This is a genomic window from Alteromonas sp. ALT199 (genome assembly GCF_018619335.1).
In the GTDB taxonomy this organism is placed as follows: domain Bacteria; phylum Pseudomonadota; class Gammaproteobacteria; order Enterobacterales; family Alteromonadaceae; genus Alteromonas.
Map to the genome: position 1 here is coordinate 125,364 of NZ_JAHHDX010000084.1, position 21,364 is coordinate 146,727.

The 21,364-nt window shown below is 45.2% G+C and carries 15 protein-coding genes and 1 pseudogene; 13 read left to right on the forward strand and 3 right to left on the reverse strand.

Annotation, left to right across the window (positions count from 1 at the left end):
* Positions 1 to 28 precede the first annotated feature (28 nt).
* The 3 genes from KL866_RS08745 (at position 29) to KL866_RS08755 (ending at position 5,286) form a co-directional block, all read left to right on the forward strand.
* A complete protein-coding gene (locus tag KL866_RS08745; protein ID WP_025257055.1) occupies positions 29 to 1,273 on the forward strand; it encodes a sugar MFS transporter in 1,245 nt (414 codons plus the stop codon).
* Between the two features lie 17 nt (positions 1,274 to 1,290).
* Positions 1,291 to 3,843 carry a glycoside hydrolase family 3 N-terminal domain-containing protein gene (locus KL866_RS08750; protein WP_214994672.1) on the forward strand — a complete coding sequence of 851 codons (2,553 nt, stop codon included), beginning with the start codon at positions 1,291 to 1,293 and terminating at the stop codon, positions 3,841 to 3,843.
* Between the two features lie 282 nt (positions 3,844 to 4,125).
* Positions 4,126 to 5,286, forward strand: a complete 1,161-nt coding sequence (locus tag KL866_RS08755) for a helix-turn-helix domain-containing protein (RefSeq protein WP_025257057.1) — start codon at positions 4,126 to 4,128, stop codon at positions 5,284 to 5,286.
* A gap of 119 nt (positions 5,287 to 5,405) precedes the next feature.
* On the opposite strand, the pseudogene KL866_RS08760 reads toward KL866_RS08755, so the two are convergent.
* Positions 5,406 to 6,025 (reverse strand): annotated as a pseudogene (locus KL866_RS08760) (hypothetical protein).
* Between the two features lie 87 nt (positions 6,026 to 6,112).
* Positions 6,113 to 7,093: a GlxA family transcriptional regulator gene (locus tag KL866_RS08765; protein WP_025257059.1), complete on the reverse strand. Its 981-nt coding sequence runs from the start codon at positions 7,091 to 7,093 to the stop codon at positions 6,113 to 6,115.
* Between the two features lie 136 nt (positions 7,094 to 7,229).
* On the opposite strand from KL866_RS08765, the gene KL866_RS08770 reads away from it, so the two are divergent.
* The 8 genes from KL866_RS08770 to KL866_RS08805 are packed head-to-tail and all read left to right on the forward strand — an operon-like array spanning position 7,230 to position 18,141.
* Complete coding sequence (locus tag KL866_RS08770) at positions 7,230 to 8,384, forward strand: acyl-CoA dehydrogenase family protein (RefSeq protein ID WP_214994679.1); 1,155 nt, start codon at positions 7,230 to 7,232, stop codon at positions 8,382 to 8,384.
* 13 nt (positions 8,385 to 8,397) lie between these two features.
* Positions 8,398 to 9,387, forward strand: a complete 990-nt coding sequence (locus KL866_RS08775) for a nitronate monooxygenase family protein (RefSeq protein ID WP_214994682.1) — start codon at positions 8,398 to 8,400, stop codon at positions 9,385 to 9,387.
* 3 nt (positions 9,388 to 9,390) lie between these two features.
* Positions 9,391 to 11,004: an acyl-CoA carboxylase subunit beta gene (locus KL866_RS08780; RefSeq protein WP_025257062.1), complete on the forward strand. Its 1,614-nt coding sequence runs from the start codon at positions 9,391 to 9,393 to the stop codon at positions 11,002 to 11,004.
* A gap of 27 nt (positions 11,005 to 11,031) precedes the next feature.
* Positions 11,032 to 11,853, forward strand: coding sequence for an enoyl-CoA hydratase/isomerase family protein (locus KL866_RS08785; protein ID WP_251139924.1), 822 nt, complete (start codon positions 11,032 to 11,034; stop codon positions 11,851 to 11,853).
* A 7-nt stretch (positions 11,854 to 11,860) separates the two neighbouring features.
* The gene (locus KL866_RS08790; protein ID WP_214994684.1) at positions 11,861 to 13,861 is read left to right on the forward strand and encodes an acetyl-CoA carboxylase biotin carboxylase subunit; all 2,001 of its coding nucleotides are present in this window, start codon (positions 11,861 to 11,863) and stop codon (positions 13,859 to 13,861) included.
* Positions 13,848 to 15,665 (forward strand): acyclic terpene utilization AtuA family protein, encoded by a 1,818-nt coding sequence (locus tag KL866_RS08795; protein ID WP_214994686.1) that lies wholly within the window; start codon positions 13,848 to 13,850, stop codon positions 15,663 to 15,665. Before KL866_RS08790 ends, KL866_RS08795 begins: the two co-directional genes overlap by 14 nt.
* Positions 15,666 to 16,538: an SDR family oxidoreductase gene (locus tag KL866_RS08800; protein ID WP_214994689.1), complete on the forward strand. Its 873-nt coding sequence runs from the start codon at positions 15,666 to 15,668 to the stop codon at positions 16,536 to 16,538.
* Between the two features lie 16 nt (positions 16,539 to 16,554).
* Entirely contained in the window at positions 16,555 to 18,141 is a 1,587-nt protein-coding gene (locus KL866_RS08805) for a class I adenylate-forming enzyme family protein (RefSeq protein WP_025257067.1), read from the forward strand.
* 74 nt (positions 18,142 to 18,215) lie between these two features.
* Here KL866_RS08805 and KL866_RS08810 read toward each other — a convergent pair whose 3' ends face one another.
* On the reverse strand, positions 18,216 to 19,985 hold the full coding sequence (locus KL866_RS08810) for a BCCT family transporter (RefSeq protein ID WP_214994691.1): 1,770 nt from the start codon (positions 19,983 to 19,985) through the stop codon (positions 18,216 to 18,218).
* Positions 19,986 to 20,255: 270 nt separating this feature from the next.
* Between KL866_RS08810 and KL866_RS08815 the strand changes: the two genes are divergently transcribed.
* Positions 20,256 to 20,684 (forward strand): YeeE/YedE family protein, encoded by a 429-nt coding sequence (locus tag KL866_RS08815; RefSeq protein WP_214994693.1) that lies wholly within the window; start codon positions 20,256 to 20,258, stop codon positions 20,682 to 20,684.
* Between the two features lie 20 nt (positions 20,685 to 20,704).
* Positions 20,705 to 21,124, forward strand: coding sequence for a YeeE/YedE family protein (locus KL866_RS08820; protein WP_118490889.1), 420 nt, complete (start codon positions 20,705 to 20,707; stop codon positions 21,122 to 21,124).
* Positions 21,125 to 21,364 lie beyond the last annotated feature (240 nt).

The following is a 21,364-nucleotide window of genomic DNA, read 5'->3' on the forward strand; positions in this document are numbered from 1 at the left end:
CTTGATTTTATATTACCAAGGAAGCGCGATGACAACTCCTAGTTTTGTTATCAATAGCCAGCACCATACGCAAAACCCTAGTGGGTACGTGTTCCCACTAACGGTGCTCACCTCATTGTTTTTTATGTGGGGTTTTATCACCTGTTTAAACGATATACTGATCCCCCATTTAAAAGCAGCATTTAGCTTAAGTTACACCCAAGCAATGTTGGTTCAATTCTGTTTTTTTGGGGCCTATTTCATTGTTTCATTACCCGCAGGTAAATTACTGAAACGCATCGGCTATCAAAAAGGGATTGTGGTGGGTTTGGTGATAGCTGCATTAGGCTGTTTACTATTTTACCCAGCCGCCTCTAGCCATAGTTACCCTTTATTCCTTTCTGCGTTGTTCGTACTTGCCTCGGGAATCACTATTTTACAAGTCTCAGCAAACCCTTATGTGACCTTCCTAGGGCCAACTAAGACTGCGTCTTCGCGTTTAACATTAACTCAAGCATTTAATTCTTTGGGTACGACAATTGCGCCCTATTTGGGGGCGTTATTTATTCTTAACGAAGCAGTAAGCACAGTTTCAGTTAACCCATCTGCTGAGTCGGTGCAAGGGCCCTATTTAGTGCTGGTGGCATTGTTATTATTGTTAGCGGCAATCTTTGCGCTTATCAAACTACCTCACATCCCCAGCGCTACAGTGACTGAAAGTGAAGTCATAGGCGCTAGTGCATGGCAACAGCGCCATTTAGTATTAGGTGCGCTGGGTATTTTTGTGTATGTCGGTGCTGAAGTGGCGATTGGGAGCTTTATAGTCAACTTTTTAGGCGAGAAAAATATTGCGGCGCTAGAAGAAGCAGAGGCGGCAAAATACTTAACCTATTATTGGGGTGGAGCTATGGTCGGCCGCTTCATTGGCGCCGCGGCGTTACAAAAAGTTTCTGGCGGAAAGGTACTGGCATTCAACGCCGCTACAGCCTGTGTGCTATTACTGTTTACCGTGCTAGCTTCTGGCAGCGTTGCCATGTGGTCCGTATTGCTGATTGGCTTGTGCAACTCAGTGATGTTTCCCACTATCTTCAGTTTGGCCTTAAACAACTTAGGAAAACTGACTCCTCAAGGCTCTGGCATATTGTGTTTAGCCATTGTGGGCGGTGCCATTGTCCCTCTTATCCAGGGTGTACTAGCAGACATCCTAGGCGTGCAATTAGCCTTTATTTTACCTCTTTTTTGCTATCTATATATTGCTTACTACGGCTTGGTAGGAAGCCGAGTAACAGCTTAACGTGATTGGAAACGAACATGAGTAAACTAATAACTATAAGTGTAATCCTAAGCTTGATGTGTGGTCTCGCTGCATGTAAAAGTGAAAATAATTCACAAACACCTTCTGCCAAAAATGCCGCTGACATATGGCCAAAATTGGATATTGCGGTGAAGCAAGACCCACAGGTAGAAGAACAAGTTAAACAAATATTGGCGACGATGACGCTAAAGCAAAAAGTCGCGCAAATGATTCAGCCAGAAATACGCGATATATCAGTAGCCGATATGCGTAAATATGGCTTCGGTTCTTATCTAAACGGTGGCGGAGCTTTCCCAAACAACAAGAAACATTCCAGCGCCGATGATTGGGTTAAGTTGGCCGACGAAATGTATTTAGCCTCCGTGGATGACAGCTTAGATGGCACAACTATCCCTACTATGTGGGGAACTGACGCTGTGCATGGTCACAATAACGTCATTGGCGCGACTTTATTTCCTCATAACATCGGGTTGGGCGCAGCCAACAATCCGGATTTAATTGAAAGAATTGCAAACATTACGGCCACTGAAGTAATGGCCACTGGTATTGATTGGGTTTTTGCACCTACCGTAGCAGTGGTGCGCGATGATCGATGGGGACGCACCTATGAAGGCTACTCAGAAGACCCTGAAATTGTCAGAAACTATGCCGCATCCATTGTAAAGGGGTTACAAGGAGAGGCGAATAAAGACTTTTTGTCAGACAACCGAGTGATTAGTACGGTGAAACACTTTATTGGTGATGGTGGCACTTTAGATGGTGATGACCAAGGTGACAATATCAGTAGCGAACAAGAATTGTTTGATATCCATGCTCAGGGTTACGTGGGAGGCCTAACCGCAGGCGCTCAGTCTGTAATGGCTTCGTTCAATAGTTGGCAAGGCGATAAAATTCACGGTAATCAGTATTTATTGACCGAGGTACTTAAAAAACAGATGGGCTTCGATGGGTTTGTTGTTGGTGATTGGAATGGCCACGGCCAAGTCGAAAATTGCAGCAATGAAAGTTGCCCCCAAGCCGTTAATGCAGGATTGGATATTTTCATGGTGCCAACAGGTGCGTGGCTTCCTTTATACGAAAATACCATAGCTCAGGTTAAAAACGGTACTATTCCAATGTCGCGTATCAATGACGCTGTTACGCGCATTTTACGAGTTAAAGTGCGTGCGGGATTATTCGATAAGCCCAACCCAGCAAAGCGCAAATTTTCCGGGCAAAGCGAATTAATTGGTCATAAAAGCCATAGAGAAGTTGCACGACAAGCGGTTCGCGAGTCCTTAGTTTTATTAAAAAATAAAAATCACTTGCTACCATTAGATCCGAAGCAGTCAATTCTGATTGCCGGTGATGCAGCAGATAACATTGGCAAACAATCTGGCGGCTGGTCGATTACTTGGCAAGGCACTAACAATAGCAATGCAGATTTCCCAGGGGGAAGCTCAATATTTGCGGGGTTAAGTAAGCAGATCAATGCAGCTGGTGGGCAGGTAGAGCTAAATGAGCACGGCGATTTTACCAATAAGCCCGACGTTGCCATTGTGGTATTTGGCGAAGAACCCTATGCAGAAGGGCATGGCGACAGAGCTAGTTTGGCTTATCAACAGGGAAACAAACGAGACCTCGCCCTATTGAAGAAACTGAAAGCACAAGGAATCCCCGTGGTTGCGGTTTTCATATCGGGACGACCAATGTGGGTTAACGCCGAACTTAATACTTCAGACGCATTCGTTGCAGCTTGGCTTCCAGGCTCTGAAGGAGATGGTATCGCCGAAGTAATACTCGCAAATCCGGATGGATCCATTCAACACGATTTCAAAGGTAAACTATCTTTTTCTTGGCCTAAATCTGCTCAGCAAACCACTGTAAACCATGGTGATTTAGACTATGCGCCGCTATTACCCTATGGGTTCGGGTTAACCTACCAAGATGAAAACCTGTTAGCTGATAATCTGTCTGAGCAAGTCGAGCTGAATTTAAATCAAACCCAGCGCACAATGTTATATACAGGCGCTATGCACAAACCATGGGAAATGCATTTATTTTCTGGTGAGAAAGAAATTGCGGTTAATTCTAACTCTCATCAATTAAACGGATTAACTTTTCGCACTGTGGATAGAGAGGTCCAAGAGGATTCGTTTTTAGTTAATTTAGATGGCAATCAATTGTCTGGTGTGAAAATAGTCAGTGAAAGTCATTTTAAGGAAGACCTCAACCAAGAATTTTTGGCTGGCAGTACAATATCAATGTTAATCAAAGTGACTAAGAAACCTAGCGACAATGTCTACATCGCCATGAATTGTGAAAGTTTTGGCGACGACGCAGGCAGTTGCAGTGGGAGACTAGATATCAGCTCAATAGTCGATGCATTGCCGGTTGACGAGTGGCATCCTCTGAATATTGACTTGCAGTGCTTTGCGAAATTGGGTATTAAGTTTGATAGCTTAGTGTCGCCTTTTTCATTAGAATCTGCAGGTGCAATGCAAATATCACTATCGGAAATAGGGTTCATTCCGCAGCCTTCCGATGAAGCGACATTTAGCTGTAATTGAGCTAACGGATAGCTGGCTACAACTGATAAAGAAAACTTGTTCTAAGATTAACGCATTATCTTGGGACAAGTTTTCAGCAGGTTGCTAGAGCATATATCGTAATTGGTATTGGTAACTTCCCTATCAACAAATTCGTTGGTTGAGATTGAAAATTACGATAGCATCGGTAGCGGATTTATTACTCACATATTCTGACAAATTATTGCGGTGTACAGTGGGCACCTTTCGAAGGATTTTATTTAATTACGCCTATGTCGAAGTTTAAATGTGTAGTTACGCTCTATGAGTAGCGTTGTATTTAACTTAAATGACATCACATTAGTAATGACTATTGTTCTGTCAATTTTGTTTTCCTTAATGCTGTTATCCAGTCACCGTATGAATGATAATAGCGCTTACTTACTCGCAGCATTCTTAATTTCCCACGCATTTATAGCTTTTCATGAGTTGACCTTCTTCGGAGAAAAGTTTCGTTTTGAAGCCTTGGAATTTGCGCCAAATATACTTTTTGTAGGTAGTCTCGCGTATTGTCTAGATGCAGTATTGCTCTACTTTTATATTAAGTCATCGGTGTTTAGTGATTTCAAATTTTCTAAAAAATATTTAGTGCACCTTATTCCTTTCTTCCTATACGCCATCTATTTGATCTTTAATTACTACAGCCTTAGTGACATCGCAAAACAAATCGTTATTGAGAATTGGGGGCTGTATAGCACATGGCACTATGTTGCCACTGATACTTCTATTAAGCTCCTCAGGTTAGCTTACTTAATCGGTTGCTTTGTTTTAATCGCTAGATACCATAAACGTCATAAAGAAGAGCGGGCGGATATTTCAACTATTGATTTAAATTGGCTTCGTTTACTTCTTATAGGTTTTTTGGCCATTATGCTCACAGAAGCTTTTTTAAGCATATTGAAAGTCATCAATCTTAGCTATGTAATTGAAGTAGAAACGTTTATTAGTATAGGTCTACTTTCTTACTACATTACCTTTTTGCTAGTAGTCTCTTTATTATTTTATAGTGTAACTAAATCCCATTCTATTATTCCCATTCCAACAACAGATGAAAATCAGAATTTTGACGAAAAGAGTGTGTACAAGCCCGTCTATATTGAACGGATAGAAACTATAATGCGGAAGGAAAAGCCTTATCTTTTATCAGATATTACCATTGATGAATTGGCCAAAAAACTGCACGTTTCAACTAAAGATTTATCAGTTACTTTAAATCGTCATTTTCAAATGAATTTTTACGAATTTATTAATAATTACCGAATTGAAGAAGCTAAAACTTTGTTGGTAGAGGACGTAAACAAATCTATTACCGACATTTACTTTGACGTGGGATTCAATAGTAAGTCAGTTTTTTATACTTTTTTTAATAAAAAAGAAGGGATTACCCCCTCAGAATTTAGAAAACGTCATAGTAACAACTCTTAATTGCAGATACTTATTTGTTCTAATTATTCAGACCAGTTGACTACAATAGTAAAAAACAAAATTCTATGAGTAAATTGACCACTGAAACACTTTGCTTTTGAGGAGTAACAGTTAAATTTTCATGGCTTACCCTCAACCTGCCCATGAAAAGCCTCAATCGCCTTATCAAAGCTTTCATCGTTGTCGAAATAAAGCTGGCTTAGTCGGCTTTTCTTTATTTTGTAGGTAGCACTTGCAAAGGCTAGCGCTTCTCTAAAGCTACTAAATTCTTCATCGAATACTTTGAGCACTTCGCCCTGTGGTTTTGCTACCCGCGTTATGTTGCCGTTTACTTCATAGTCGAACCCAGGAAATTGAAGGCGTGAAAGGGTTTCTTTGCCCAATCGCTACCGCCTTTTAGGCTTATTTGAAATGCGGCGTCCATTTCTTCTATTTCTTCCATGCTCCAATGGTTAAACACCCTAATGGCCTTTTTGTACTTTTCTGCCAATCGCTTTTTTAAGGTGTTTATTCTGGGTTCTAGGGTGCCGTTGTTTTCGTTTTTTAGTAGGTCGAAGCATTCGTTACATGAAGGTACGGAAATGAAGTCGGCCTGTAAGTGTCCGCTTTGCCAGTCGTGAATGAATTTTATGGGTGGGATAAAGTCTTGGCGGGCCGATTCACAACCACAATAAATGCACCGACTAAAGTCTGCTGAGCATACTGCTCTTAAGGGCCTGTAAAACTTTGTGTAACGCAATGCTAAGGTTATGCTTTTAATGTGTAATACGCTTACAGTAACACAGCACAGCGCACAACATAATAATTGCCTACATCGTGCAGCGCGTTACTTTCTGCTTGTAGTGTGCTGATAGATATCGCGCCAGCGCGATATATTCATTCCAAAAGTGCGTTTGAATAGCCTGTTAAAGTGTCCTGAGTCTTGATAACCAACTGCCCACGCTATTTCTTCTACGCTTTTATCACTATGCTTTAAGAGTTCCTTCCCTTGCTCTATTCTTAGCTGCTGAATATAGCCTAACGGGGTTTCACCTGTGGCTTCCTTAAACCTGCGCTTAAACGTACGCTCAGTCATATTAATACGCGTAGCCATTTCTCCAATTGTGACTTTTTCAGCGAAGTGTATTTCTAGCCATTGCTGAATATTTAAAATATCGTCGTCTTGATGGTAGGTTTGATGGTTAAGCGATGTCGTTTCTAAGTTTACGCCACGACGGAAATCGACAAGAAACGCTTGCTCTATAGCTTCGCCTACCGCTTTGCAACTTAACCGCGATATTAAAAAAACAATAATTTCTAATGCCGCATTTAGTCCCGCCGAGCAATACAGTTCACCAGTGGCGGTAATAAAGCGATCTGCCATTAAATTTACTTTGGGAAACGCCCTGGCAAAGCGAGCCTGCTTATGCCAATGCGTGGTACCCATTCTGTCGTTTAATAGTCCTGCCTGCGCTAAAAAGAAGGCACCCGTGGCAGCTGCCATTATTGGAATGCCTCTGCTGTGCCACTGTCGCAATTTAGGGTATAGCGCCGCTTGCTGAGTAAGCAAAGGCGTAATATCACCCCACACACTATGCAATATCACTAAGTCGGTTTCATCTATTTCGGCTAGCGCACAATCTGGTGTTATCGCCAATCCGCTAAACGTAGTGGTGGGTAGGCCGTCAATGGTTACCAACTTAACTGCTATAGGGCTACCAAGCAGCTTTTGTTGTAAATCAGACGCAAACTTAAGTACATCGTGAGTAAGCCCCATACTTAAACCCATGGTGTTTTCGCTGGCATATAAGGTTACGTGTTTAAGCATGCTTTCCTCTTTGTAGCGCTCCATTCTGATCTCGCCACTTTGGCCCGATTGGCCAGTTAATTGTCCCAAGTCACACTGTTAACATTATTTTCACAAAATTACTATGAAGCAGGTCACAATTCTATAGAGATTAAAAATGCAATTTACTGAAGAACACAATGCACTTAGAAAAACGGTCCACGATTTTGTAAACCAAGAAATGGACCCATTTATTAACGAGTGGGAGCAGGAAGGCATTGCCCCGCTTCATAGTTTATTTAAAAAAATGGGTAACTTAGGGCTGTTGGGTATTCAAAAGCCTGAAGCCTACGGCGGTGCGGGTTTAGATTATAGCTACAACCTTGTATTTGCAGAAGAAATTGGTCGCGCTTACGGTGGCTCTATCCCCATGGCTATTGGGGTACAAACTGATATGGCTACCCCAGCCTTGGCCCGTTTTGGCAGCGATGAACTTAAACGCGAATTTTTAGCACCGGCTATTGCGGGCGATATGGTTGCCTGTATTGGGGTAAGCGAACCGGGCGCAGGGTCGGATGTAGCAGGCCTGAAAACCTCAGCCCGCACAGATGGCGATGACTACGTTATCAATGGCACTAAAATGTGGATAACCAACGCTACGCAAGCCGATTGGATTTGTTTGTTAGCGAACACCAGTGATGGTCAAGTACACGCCAATAAATCACTTATTGTTGTCCCCCTCAACACCCCGGGTATCACAATTTCTAAACCTTTAAACAAGCTAGGCATGCGTGCCAGCGACACCGGACAGATTTTTTTCGATAACGTTCGTGTACCCAAGCGCTTCTTAATTGGTGAAGAAAACAAAGGCTTCACTATGCAAATGATGCAGTTTCAGGAAGAACGTATGTACGCTGCTGCAAGTGCTTTAAAAGGCATGGAGCGCATTATTAACGACACCATTGCCTGGGCTAAAGACCGTCAAACCTTTGGTCAGCCAGTCATTAACAACCAAACTGTTCACTTCAAACTAGCCGAACTGCAAAGTGAAATTGAAGCGTTGCGCGCATTAACATGGCAGGCCTGTCAGGACCATATTGGAGGAAAAGATGCGACTTATTTAGCGTCTATTGCAAAACTTAAAAGTGGTCGATTATGGCGGCAGGTAAGTGATGGCTGTCTTCAATACTGGGGCGGTATGGGCTTTATGTGGGATAACCCCGCGGCTCGTGCGTATCGCGATACACGCATATTGTCGATAGCAGGCGGTAGCGATGAAATGATGCTGGGCATTATTGCCAAGTATATGGATATTTTCCCGAAACGTAGATAGCGCTGTGCTCAATATGAAAAAACCTGTTCACGATTTACTTGATAAAAATATGCGCTTACCAATTATTTGCGCCCCCATGTTTTTAGTATCTAGTCCTAACTTAGTCATTAACGCTTGTAAAAATGGCATTGTCGGTAGCTTTCCAGCTTTTAACACTCGTACGCAAACGGCACTAGATGAGTGGTTAACAACCATTACTGAAGCGCTTAAAAATGAAAAGCAAAAAGACCCGACGGCAAAGGTGGCACCGTTTGCTGTGAACCTGGTGGTTCACGCATCAAACAAACGCCTTCAGGCCGATTTTGAGGTAGTGAAAAAGCATAAAGTCCCCTTCGTTATTACCAGCCAGGGCAATCCGCAATCTATCGTCGATGCTGTACATAAGTGGGGCGGCATAGTGTTTCACGATGTAATTACTGTCGCTCATGCACGAAAAGCCATTGACGCTGGTGCCGATGGGTTAATTTTGGTTGCTGCAGGTGCTGGCGGGCACGCTGGTGAGGTAAACCCGTTTGCACTGGTGCGAGAAGTCAGAGAATTTTGGCAGGGCCCTCTAGTATTAGCAGGAGCAATCAACGATGGGTATGGCGTTAGAGCAGCAGAAGTACTAGGTGCTAATTACAGCTACATGGGCACGCGCTTTATTGCTACTACAGAGGCAGAAGTCGACCCGGATTATAAAACTATGCTGGTAGACGCAGACCTAAACGACTTGGTGTTTACCGACACATTTACTGGCGTCAAATGTCACTTTTTAAAACCATCAATTACTCGCGCTGGCGTAGATTTATCGCTGATTGAAGGAAAAGCACATGTTGACTTAGATTTAGGCGGCAGCAACGCGTGGAAGGATATGTGGAGCGCAGGACATGGCGTAAGCGGCATCCACTCTGTGGTACCAGTCGCCCATCTTATCGAGCAGCTTGCCAGCGAATACAACAACGCGTCTCAACTTCAAGCATTCAGTAGCGCGTCTTCTCACACTCCCCAAGTAGGACGCTGATCTATGGCCATATTTCACTCAAATATTGACGTTAAAAGCGAGTCATTTAATCAAAACTATTCGACGATGGAAGAGGCAGTAAACGAATTTCGCACTATTGAGCAAACCGTTATTCAAAATGCCCAAGAAAAAGCGCCGCGTTATGAAAAAAAAGGGCTGCTATCACCGCGAAACCGACTAGCTTTACTACTTGACCCCAATAAGCCATTTCTGCCTATTTCTACCCTATGCGGTTATTTGCAAGAAGGCGATAAAGACGGCAGTGCCGCAGGCGGCGGGGTGATAGCAGGAATTGGTTATGTGGCAGACACCCGCTGCGTGGTAATGGTTGACGATTACCTTACCAAAGGCGGCAGTATTACCGAACTTGGCAGTAAAAAACGTCTGCGACTTTATAATATAGCGCTTCAACAGAAGTTACCGGTTATCGCGCTATCGCAAAGCGGGGGAGGCGACCTTACTTCCCTAGGCGACTGGTTTGGATTTTCAGCAGCAGGATTTGCCATGCAGGCGCGTTTGTCGGCGGCTGGCATACCTCAAATTACCGTGGTGCACGGTAGTGCAACCGCGGGCGGTGCATACCAGCCAGGGTTGTCTGACTACGTGATCATGATTCGCAAACAATCAACGGTATATTTGGCAGGCCCCCCTTTGCTTAAGGCAGCTACCGGCGAAATTGCTACCGATGAGGAAATTGGCGGTGCCGAAATGCATAGTGAGGTGTCGGGCGTTGCTGACTTTTTAGCAGAAAATGATGCCGACAGCATTCGCATTGCACGTGAAGTAACACAAATGCTGAACTGGAACAAAGATAGCCGTGAAGAAAAGCCACCGTGCAACGCTGCACCTGCTTATTCGTCCGACGAGCTGCTAGGCATTGTGCCTAAAGATGCGAAAACGCCCTTTGATTTACGCGAGGTAATCGCCCGTATCGCCGACAAATCAAATTTCGTTGAGGTAAAGCCTGAATTTGATATGGGTACGGTGTGCGGTTATATCGCCATTGAAGGAAGAGCTTGTGGCGTAATAGGTAATAACGCCCCCATCACGGCAAAAGGGGCAGCTAAAGCAGCGCAGTTTATTCAGCTTTGCGAGCAAGCGGGCACCCCATTATTGTTTTTACACAATACTACCGGCTTTTTGGTCGGCACCGAGTCTGAGCGTGCGGGCATAATCAAGCACGGCGCTAAGCTTATTCAAGCGGTTACTAACGCCACAGTGCCCAAAATAAGCATTGTATTGGCGGGGTCGTTTGGCGCAGGAAATTACGCCATGGCTGGTCGAGGCATAGAGCCCGACTTCATGTTTTCGTGGCCGCGTTCGGTTGTGGCGGTAATGGGTCCTGCTCAGGCAGGTAGTGTACTGCGCACCGTTGCACACGCCAAAATGCAGCGAAGCGGCGACATAGACTCAGACAAGCTCACCGCATTGGAACAGCATACCGTAAGCGTAATGGAGGCGAAATCTCGCGCGCTGGCAAACTCTGCTCGCCTATGGGATGACGGCATTATCGACCCAAGAGATACCCGTTCTATCGTTGCATTTGTTCTTACTATTTGCGATCACGCGAAAACGAAGCAATTACACCCCACCAGCTTTGGCGTTGGCCGGCTATAACCCAATATCGACTAAGGAGCAGCGGCAATGGAACACGAAATTACCCAGCTAAATTCTGTAGATTTTAAAGAGATTTCTGTGCAACTTGAAGACAGCATCTTGCACATACAATTTAACCGCCCCCATAAAAAAAATGCGATGAACTTAGCGCTGGTTGAAGAAGTTATGCAGTGTTTTACCTTTGGAGCAAACCTTGAAAGCTTGCGAGCAGTTGTCATTGTAGGAAGTGAAGGTAATTTTTGCTCTGGTGGCGATATATCTGACATGCATTTGTCGTCGTTAAATGAGTCTGAACGAGAAGAAACCATTTGGCATTTTAATCGCAGTTTCGGCCGCATGATAACGCAGGTAAAGCATTCCCCAATACCTGTTATAGCGGCAGTCGAAGGCGCTGTTTTAGGCGGTGGATTTGGTTTGGCCTGCGTTGCCGATATCACTATTGCGAGCGATAGCGCCTTCTTTGCACTGCCTGAAACCGGATTGGGGGTTATTCCTGCACAAATAGCGCCATTTGTGGCTGGCCGTATAGGCATTGATCACACTAAGCGTTTAGCGCTAACGGGTGAAAAGCTCAATGCCGAACAAGCACTGCACTTGGGTTTAGTGCATCGCGTTTGTTCCGCTCACTCCATCAAAGATCAAATAAATAACGCGATTAAACAGTTAAAGCAATGTGCACCTGAAGCGAACTCGAACACTAAGCGCTTACTGTTAGGGTTAAATAACACACCGCTTGAGCAAATTCTTGATGACGCCGCCGCTGCATTTGTTAGGTCACTATCTTCTGAAGAAGGGATAGAGGGAACCAAAGCCTTTATGCAAAAACGCAAACCTTCTTGGTGCGAGTAACCACATTATGACGCAAATTATACAGAAAATTCTTATTGCGAATCGCGGCGAGATAGCATGCCGCATTATGAAAACCGCACACAAACTAGGCTTTTTTACAGTAGCCGTTTATAGCGATGCTGATCGTAATGCATTGCATGTACAGCAGGCCGATGAAGCCATTTACCTTGGCGCTGCTGATCCCACTTCATCTTACCTTGATAGCGAAAAAATCATAAAAGCCGCGCTAATGACACAGGCAGATTCCATTCATCCAGGATATGGTTTTCTATCTGAAAATGCAGATTTTGCCGACAAATGCGCACAGGCAGGCTTAGTTTTTATAGGTCCTAGCCCAGACGCGATAACCCTGATGGGAAGCAAGCGTTTGTCTAAAATTGCAATGTTGAACGCCAATGTACCTTGTATACCCGGCTATGAGGGCAGCGACCAAACCGACACTACGTTAATAGAAAAAGCCAAAGCCATTGGCTTTCCACTTATGGTTAAAGCTAGCGCGGGTGGTGGCGGTAAAGGCATGCGTTTAGTGCATGAAGCAGATGAGTTAGCCGCCCAAATTTCAACGGCACGCTCTGAAGCCCTAAACGCGTTTGGCAACGACGAGCTTATTTTAGAGCGAGCCTTGATTGCGCCAAGGCATATCGAAATCCAAATTTTTGCAGACCATAACGGCAACACAGTTTATTTAGGCGAACGAGACTGTTCTGTGCAGCGCCGGCATCAAAAGGTTATTGAAGAAGCCCCCTCTCCTTTTGTTACTGATGCACTGCGCAAACGCATGGGGGAAGCGGCTGTAGCTGCTGCAAAAGCATGCCAATATTGCGGTGCAGGCACAGTAGAGTTTCTGGTAGATAGCGACAGACAATTTTACTTTTTAGAAATGAACACTCGTCTACAAGTAGAACACCCTGTAACCGAATTAGTAACCGGTCTGGATTTAGTTGAGTGGCAGCTGCGCGTTGCATGCAAAGAACCTCTGCCGTTAACGCAACAACACATTCAAATTAGCGGTCACGCTATTGAAGTACGCTTATATGCTGAAGAGCCTCGACAGCATTTTATGCCGCAAACCGGTAAGGTAAAAGTATGGCAGCCAGCGTCAGATGCCAGAACTGACCACTGCGTTTACAAGAATATGGAAGTGAGTAGTCACTACGATCCAATGCTAGCCAAAATAATCGTGCACGCCGATGACCGCACTAGCGCAATACGAAAAATGGCACGAGCCCTTAGCAAAACACAGATTATAGGGATAAATACGAACAAGCACTTTCTACAAAACATTGTGCAAAGTGAAGCGTTTGCAGGCTCAGATGTAACCACCGCTTTCATTGAGCAATATGCTCAAGACGAAGCCGTGCAAGGTAGCCTTACGCCATCTTTCTCGCTGCTAGCTAAGGCAGCTTTACTATTTACGCTACCACGAACTAGTAACCATGATGTACTCAGTCCCCCCACTCCAACGTGGCAACACAGTACGGGCGTGGCCTACCCTATAGACCTTTACTGCAACGACGTGACCACCTCGTTAACAGTTACCGATGAAGGTAAGCACTTTCGCATTTGCCATCCAAAAACAGAGGCTGAGGCGACACTAACGCTGGTCAGTCACTCAGCCACAAGCCTAGAAGTAGAAAGCGACCACCAGCGAAGCCGAGTGTGCTTCGCGAAAACAGACGACATTCTATTTATTGACGATGGCTTGGGACACTTTGCGTTTACCTGTGTCACCCATAGCAAAGCGGTAAATCAAACTAAGCAGGGAACGGCGCAAGTCAATGCCGTGATGGACGGCGTTATTGTTGCGTTACTAGTAGAACAAGGCGGCGCGGTGAGCGCAGGCGACACCGTGGCTATTATGGAAGCAATGAAAATGGAGCACCCGCTAAAAGCAACAATGAACGGCATTGTCCAGCTTAACGCTATTGAAACAGGCGACCAGGTTAAATCAAAACAAGTTATCGCCACTATATTGCAAGCCGATGAGGTTACCCATGAACAAAAGTAATGTACGTATTGGAGGGGCGTCGGCTTTTTATGGCGATAGCCAGCTTTCAGCCAGGCAGCTAGTTGAAAAGGGCGACATCAATTACCTTGTTTTTGACTACCTGGCCGAAGTGACCATGGCCATTTTATCCCAGGCAAAGACTAAGAACGAAAACCTAGGCTACGCCGTTGACTTTGTCACCGTAGCCATGAAGGACGTGCTGCAAGACTGCGCCACAAAAAAGATTAAAATAATAGCAAACGCAGGAGGTGTAAATGTACCCGCCTGTATTGAAGCACTAAACGCATTATGCAAAAGCCTTAATCTGAATTTAAACATAGCAGGTGTTTCCGGTGACAACTTACTTAGCGACATGCGCGACACCGTACTGGCAAACAGTAACACTGATGATATAGATTCTGGGAATAGCTTGCCGGATACGCTTGCTTCAATGAACGCGTATCTTGGTGCACAACCCATTGCCGATGCACTCGATGCGGGGGCTGATATTGTCGTTACGGGTAGAGTGGTAGACAGCGCACTTGTGCTTGGACCGTTAATTCACGAATTTTCATGGTCCAAAGATGATTACAATACACTAGCGCAAGGCGCGTTAGCAGGGCATCTACTTGAATGTGGCGCGCAGTGCACGGGCGGTAACTTTACCGACTGGGAGCTGGTTCCCGATTTTTCAGATATGAGCTACCCCATAGCCGAAGTAGAACCAAACGGGGAATTCACGATAGTCATTCCACCGCAAACTGGCGGTTTAGTTACCACACATTCCGTGGCAGAGCAGCTACTTTATGAAATAGGTGACCCCGCTAACTATCGATTACCTGATGTATGCTGCGATTTTACTGGCGTTACCTTACAGCAAGAGCAAGATAATGCTGTGAGAGTAACGGGTGGGCGTGGCTCTTCGCCAGGCTACCATTACAAAGTGTGTGCAACCTATATTGATGGTTACAAACTTAGCGGCACTTTTTTTATCGCGGGTTTTCAAGCAAAACAAAAAGCGCTGACAAATATTCAAGCGTTAATAGCACGTACAGAGCGCGCTTTGCAGCAAAAAGGCTTAGCCCCATTTGCAAATACCTGTATTGAAATACTGGGAAGTGAGGCGACTTTTGGTCCGCATGCTTCAAATGAACACTCGCGAGAGGTAATTGCTAAATTTACCCTTCACCACTGTAACATTAAAGCCCTTTACTTTTGCGCAAGTGAAATGGCTTATTTGGCGACATCTGCCGCGCCGGGTATGGCTGGCTTTGGTGCAGGACGTCCTAAGCCACAGCCACTTATTCGGGTGCACTCCTTTCTAGTCAGCAAAGACGATGTAGCGGTAACGATTCAAAAAAACCAAGAAGTAATAAACCAAGGCACGTACGAAACCGATACAAATATTCAACTTTCTGTAGGAACACGCTACGCAGAAACAAGGCTTTCAGCACCTGAAGGCAATGACGGTGTCGTTACCCTTCCACTTGTTGAACTGGTGTGCGCCCGTAGCGGCGATAAAGGTGACAACTTGAATATTGGCGTGGTGGCGCGACACCCAGAACTGCTTCCCTTTCTCTATCACACCCTGACCGCTGAAACTGTGAAAGCCTTCTTCGCTTATTCGGTAAAAGGCAAAGTTACACGCTATGAACTACCCGGCATTGGTGGTTTTAATTTCCTACTGACTCAAGCTTTAGGGGGCGGCGGTACGGCGTCATTACGTACGGATAGCCAGGGTAAATCTGCCGCGCAAACGCTACTAACTATGCCCATCAGCGTGCCCATTTCACTTTTGCCCTTCACTAAAAGTAAAGGTGAATAAATGTCGTATAAATCAACGTTAGCGGCAAACAGTTTTTTGGGTCAAACCATTGTCATAACTGGAGGCGGTAGCGGTATAGGTCGCTGCACCGCGCATGAACTCGCATCGTTAGGTGCTGAAGTAGTGTTAATAGGAAGAACAGAAAGTAAATTAGCCGTCACAGCACGTGAGATAGAAAGGGATGGAAAAAAAGCAGGCTATTTTTCATTGGATATTCGCTGTGAAGATGACGTTGCACGTACCGTAAATACACTGCTTCAAACTCATAAGCGGATTCACGGGCTTGTAAATATGGCGGGAGGACAGTTTCGAGCTCCGTTATCGAGTATTTCTCAAAACGGGTTCGAGCGAGTTGTTCAAACCAATCTAGTTGGTGGCTTTCTAATGGCCAAAACCCTCTTTAATGAACACTTTAAAACCTATGGCGGCAATATTGTAAATGTTACGGCAGATAACAAAAACGGCATGCCGGGCATGGGGCATTCAGGTGCGGCGCGTGCTGGCGTAGAAAACCTAACTAAAACGGCCGCCTGGGAATGGGGACCGTTTGGAGTAAGAGTAAATGCCGTAGCACCTGGGTGGGTCGCATCGTCAGGATTAGACTCATACCCCGAAGAAATGAAGCATGCCATTCGCGGCTTAAAGCATGCGGTACCGCTTGGGCGCATTGCTAGCGAAGCTGAAATTGCCGCCACCGTCTGCTTTCTATTAAGTAAAGGTGCCAACTTTGTTTCGGGCCAAACCTTATTTGTAGATGGGGGCGCCAGCATGGGTTCGGCGCCAGCTCTGTACCCACTTAAACATCCTCGCCAACCGGCGAGTAAAACATGGGATGGTTTTCACTTAAGCACCACGCCAGACGTTTTGCGTTAACGACAAGGACACAAGCATGAACACACAACAATTAGAAAAAAACTTAGTAGAACGCGTTGCAATAGGCGACTTGCTGCGAAGACGTGCAAGAGACAGTGGTAACTTGCCGGCGCTGGTAGATTTTTACAACAATGAACGTCGCTCAGTAACGTACCGCGAGCTTAATACAAAAGTTAACAAGCTTGCCAATGCTCTTATGCAGAAAGGCATTCAGCAAGGCGATAGGTTAGCAGTGTTAGCAATGAATCAAATCGACGTCGTCACTATTTATTTTGCTTGCTATAAACTTGGCGTAATTGTTGTGCCGATAAACTTTATGCAAAGCGTGTCTGATGTAACCTTCAACATTGAGCACAGTGGTGCAAAAGTAGTAGTTTTCGATCCACTGCTGTCTGACCTCGCGCTGGCAGCGGCAGGTAATAACAATAAATTAAGCTTCACTATTCAGATAGGGCAACACGAAGGTAAAGCTACGTTCGCCCTAGAGACATTTATTAAAAATAGTTCCGAAACAGAAATAGAAGACAGGATCATTAGCGATAGAGACACTGCGCACATGATCTATACCTCGGGTACAACGTCTAAACCAAAAGCAGTAGAGACTTCTCACCTGTCGTTAACCATTGCTGCACTTACTGCCTCTATAGAATTAGAGCTGAGTTCCCAGTGCAAAATGCTGCTGGTACTACCTTTATTTCATTGCACAGCGCTATCGATTTTATACCCCACTTTTTTAAGGAGTGGTTGCTGTACGCTACACGCTTCATTCGAACCCATGCAAATAGCAAACAGCCTAGAGCATGAGAAAATAGAGACCTCTGTATTATTGCCTATGATGTGGAATGCGCTGATGGCTACAGAAGGATTTAACCAGCGCGACCTTAAGCACTTCAAATTAGCAATATATGGCATGGCGCCGATGAGTGAACAAAATCGACAGCAAATTCGGGAAGCATTTGGATGCAAAGTTCACTTGGGCAGCGGTCAGACAGAATTTAGCCCTGTGTCCACCTTATTTAAAGACAGATGTGAAACAGAGTTTGACGAGGGCAACTATTGGGGGGTGCCCTTGTGCTTTAATGAACAAGCCGTAATAGACGAAAATGGTAATGAAGTGCCACAAGGTGAAACAGGTGAAATCGTTTGGCGCGGTCCTCAAGTCATGAATGGCTATTATGGAAATACCGAAGCCAGTAGAGCCGCCTACAAATTCGGCTGGCACCATACAGGTGACTTGGGATTTATTGATAGTAAAGGTCAACTTATGTTCATTGACCGAGTAAAAGACACTATTAAATCTGGCGGGGAAAACGTGTCTTCGCAAAAAATAGAGCAAACGCTTTGTTTAATTGATGAGGTAGAGGCCGCAGCCGCGATAGGTGTGGCCCACCCTTATTGGGGAGAAGCCGTTTGCGTTTGTGTAGTGGGAAGCCAATTAACAGAAGCGTCGCTACCGGTTATAAACGCCTTCTGTAAAGAAAGACTTGGTAAGTTTGAAGTACCTAAGCAGGTGTTTTTATGCGATACACTGCCCATGACCAGTACAGGAAAAATTCGCAAAGTAGAGCTTCGTGATCGCTATAAAGATTATTTCATGCACTAACAAGCTAGTTTAAGGGGGCTTTTAAGCCCCCTTAAACGCGTAACACAAGGTATTCGCGAGTGCTGCTTAGTTAATTACAACCGCGATGGCCTGCTGTGCGGGTCGCCTTCAATGTGATCTTTTGGTTCCCGAGGTTTAGGTTTTGCCGCTATAGGTACCTCTTCTTCGGCTTCCTCACCTTCATCGTCAATATCCCACGTGCCTTCTGCGCTCCATGGGTCGTCGTCTGGGAACTCACCAATATTGATTTCTTTTACCGAGTAGTCGGGCTGGTAACGCATGTCGTAGTTTGCGGCCCGTACAATGGCAATACACAACATAAAGGCAACAGCTAATAGCGGTACGCCCCCTATTATTGATGCGGTTTGTAGTGTTTCTAGCCCGCCCACAAACATAAGCACTATGGGCATGAATGATAGCGCAAAGGCCCAGAATAAGCGGTTCCAGCGCAGCGGCTCTTCGTCTACTTCTTTTTGCACTACAGCAGCTAGAATGTAAGAAATAGAATCGAAGGTAGTGGCGGTAAATATTAACGCCAATAAGGTGAATACAAAGATAACTAGGTAGTCCATAGGCAGCGTATGCAGCATGGCAAAAATGGCCGCCGTTGGGCTTTGTTGGTTAAGTATGGTGACTACGTCTAGTTCACCTGAAAGCTGTAGGTACAGGCCATAATTGCCCATTACCATGAAGAATAAGAAGCAGCCCATGGTGCCGAAGAACATAGAGCCCGCCACCATAGTACGGATGGTACGGCCCCTTGAAATACGCGCGATAAATAAGCCTACGCTTGGTGCAAATACCAGCCACCATGCCCAGTAGAATATGGTCCAGTCTTGCGGGAAGTGCGTGTTTTCAAAGCCGTTGAACTCGGCGAAGGGTTCTAGCCATGTGGCCATTTTTATGATGTTGCTAAGTACACGGCCTAAGGCATCCAAACCTGTGTTGGCCATAAACAAAGTTGGGCCCACAATAAAGATGAACAACAGCAAACCAACCGCCAGCCAAAAGTTAATGTCTGACAGCAGCTTAATGCCTTTTTTAAGGCCAACATAGGCGCTGTAGCCAAATATAGCGGTACAGGTAATTAGCACCACTACTTGCGTAGTTAACGATTTTGGAACCCCGAATAGTTCGTGCACCCCTTCGTTTATCATAGGTGCAGCTAAACCAAGCGTTGTCGCCCCGCCGCCTAGCATGCCGAAAATAAAGCTGATATCGATAATTTTACCCAGCCAACCGTGGGCCATTTTCTCGCCGATTACCGGCATAAGGGCTTCGGATATTTTAAGTACGCTGTGATTACGTACGTAGTAGAAGTAGGCAATAGGTACCGCAGGAATAAGGTAAATAGCCCAGGCTAACGGCCCCCAGTGGAATATACCGTAGGCCGCGGCCCATTTTGCGGCTTCAGGGGTTTCGCCCTCTATGTGAAACGGCGGTGCTTGGTAGTAGTACACCCACTCAATCATAGACCAGTACAAGATAGACGCCCCAATACCGGCACAGAACAGCATTGCGGCCCATGATACGGCAGAGAACTCAGGCTTTTCTTCAGGCTCGCCCAGTTTTATTTGGCCAATGTCGCTAAACATGATGTACACCATGAAGCCACCTGCGCCTACACCAAGTAATAGGTATAAAACGCCCAGCTTGCTGGTAACAAATTCTTTGGCTGTGGCTACCCACTGTGCGCCTTGGTCGGGCCAAATGATAAGAGGAAGGGTGACAGAAAGAAGAAGAATAAGAGAGCCAAAAAAGGTTGGCTTGTCTATTACGCTAAACGCGCTTTCCTGTTCAGTGGAGAGCTTCGGCGAGGCCGCATCTCGGGTATTACTGCTCATACACGATCCTTTATTTTGCTTTTTATCGATGCCATTGTGCAATGAAGCTTTAAACGGGCAACCTTTTAAAACAGTTTATCAGAATTATGTTATGCATGTTTATTACAGCGTTTAGCTGGTTTATAACTGAAAAGGGTCAGATGGATGTATTTACGCGATTGAATGAACAGACATCCCGGTTGAATAAACGTAGAATAAAAGCATTAGATTATCATTATATAAAGACGTGTGTTATACGTTTTTTATTGGTGAATTTTAAAGGAGAGCGCATTGGAAAGCTGGACAACAACACCGTTTGAACCGTTAGCTGGGTTAGTAGGCGGGCTGCTTATTGGTTCTTCAGTGGTACTTCTACTTTATACACTGGGTCGTATTGCCGGAATATCGGGCATTGCAGCAGGCGCGATGACACAGCGCGGCATTGAACGCTACTGGCGGCTGGCGTTTTTATTAGGATTTGTATTAGCTGCTGTGCTTTACATGGTGTTTGTTGGTAATTTACAGGTTCAAACACAAATGAGCTCGGCATGGTTGGTTGTGGCTGGTTTGTTGGTGGGCTTTGGTACACGCCTTGGCTCTGGGTGTACGTCGGGCCATGGCGTTGCAGGCCTTTCAAGGCTATCCCCCCGTTCTATTGTTGCCACACTCACGTTTATGAGCGCGGCTGTACTCACCACCACAATTATCAGACATCTGTAAGTAACCGAGGAGAGAATGTTATGAGAGCAATTATCGCCTCGCTTATTTGCGGGCTTCTGTTTGGCTTCGGCCTTATTGTATCGGGTATGAGCAACCCTGCCCGCGTGCTGAACTTTTTAGATCTAAGCGCTAATTGGGATGCCACATTAGCGTTCGTAATGGGCGGCGCTATTTTAGTAGCTGCACCAGGTATGTATTGGGTACGCAAGCGCAGTAAACCGCTTTTTGCGAATAAATTCGATATCCCTACCAGCAAAACCATTGATGCAAAGTTGATATTAGGCTCTGCCGCGTTTGGTATTGGCTGGGGAATCAGTGGTTTCTGCCCAGGCCCTGCTGTAGTGGCGATTGCCTCGCTTCAAACTGACGTGCTGTTGTTTGTAGGTGCCATGATTGTTGGTATGCTGGCTCAGCATTGGTTGAAACCAAAGGCCAATTAATCTATCTCTGTAGCCTCAGACACCAATCTTGCCCCGCCCTCTTCCTCAAGCTGAAAATATCCATAGCTTTTGCGAAGTTATGAGAGGCTTTCGTACAGAAAAAAGCGTCATTCGTTAGCCTCTGTTTTATTAATCAAAAGTATAAATTTAAATATAAAGAAAAAAATGCTTCATTTTGTTGTTGCAAATGAGTAAAAGATTTGTAAAATGTCCATCGTTGGTCATAAACATGCACATTAT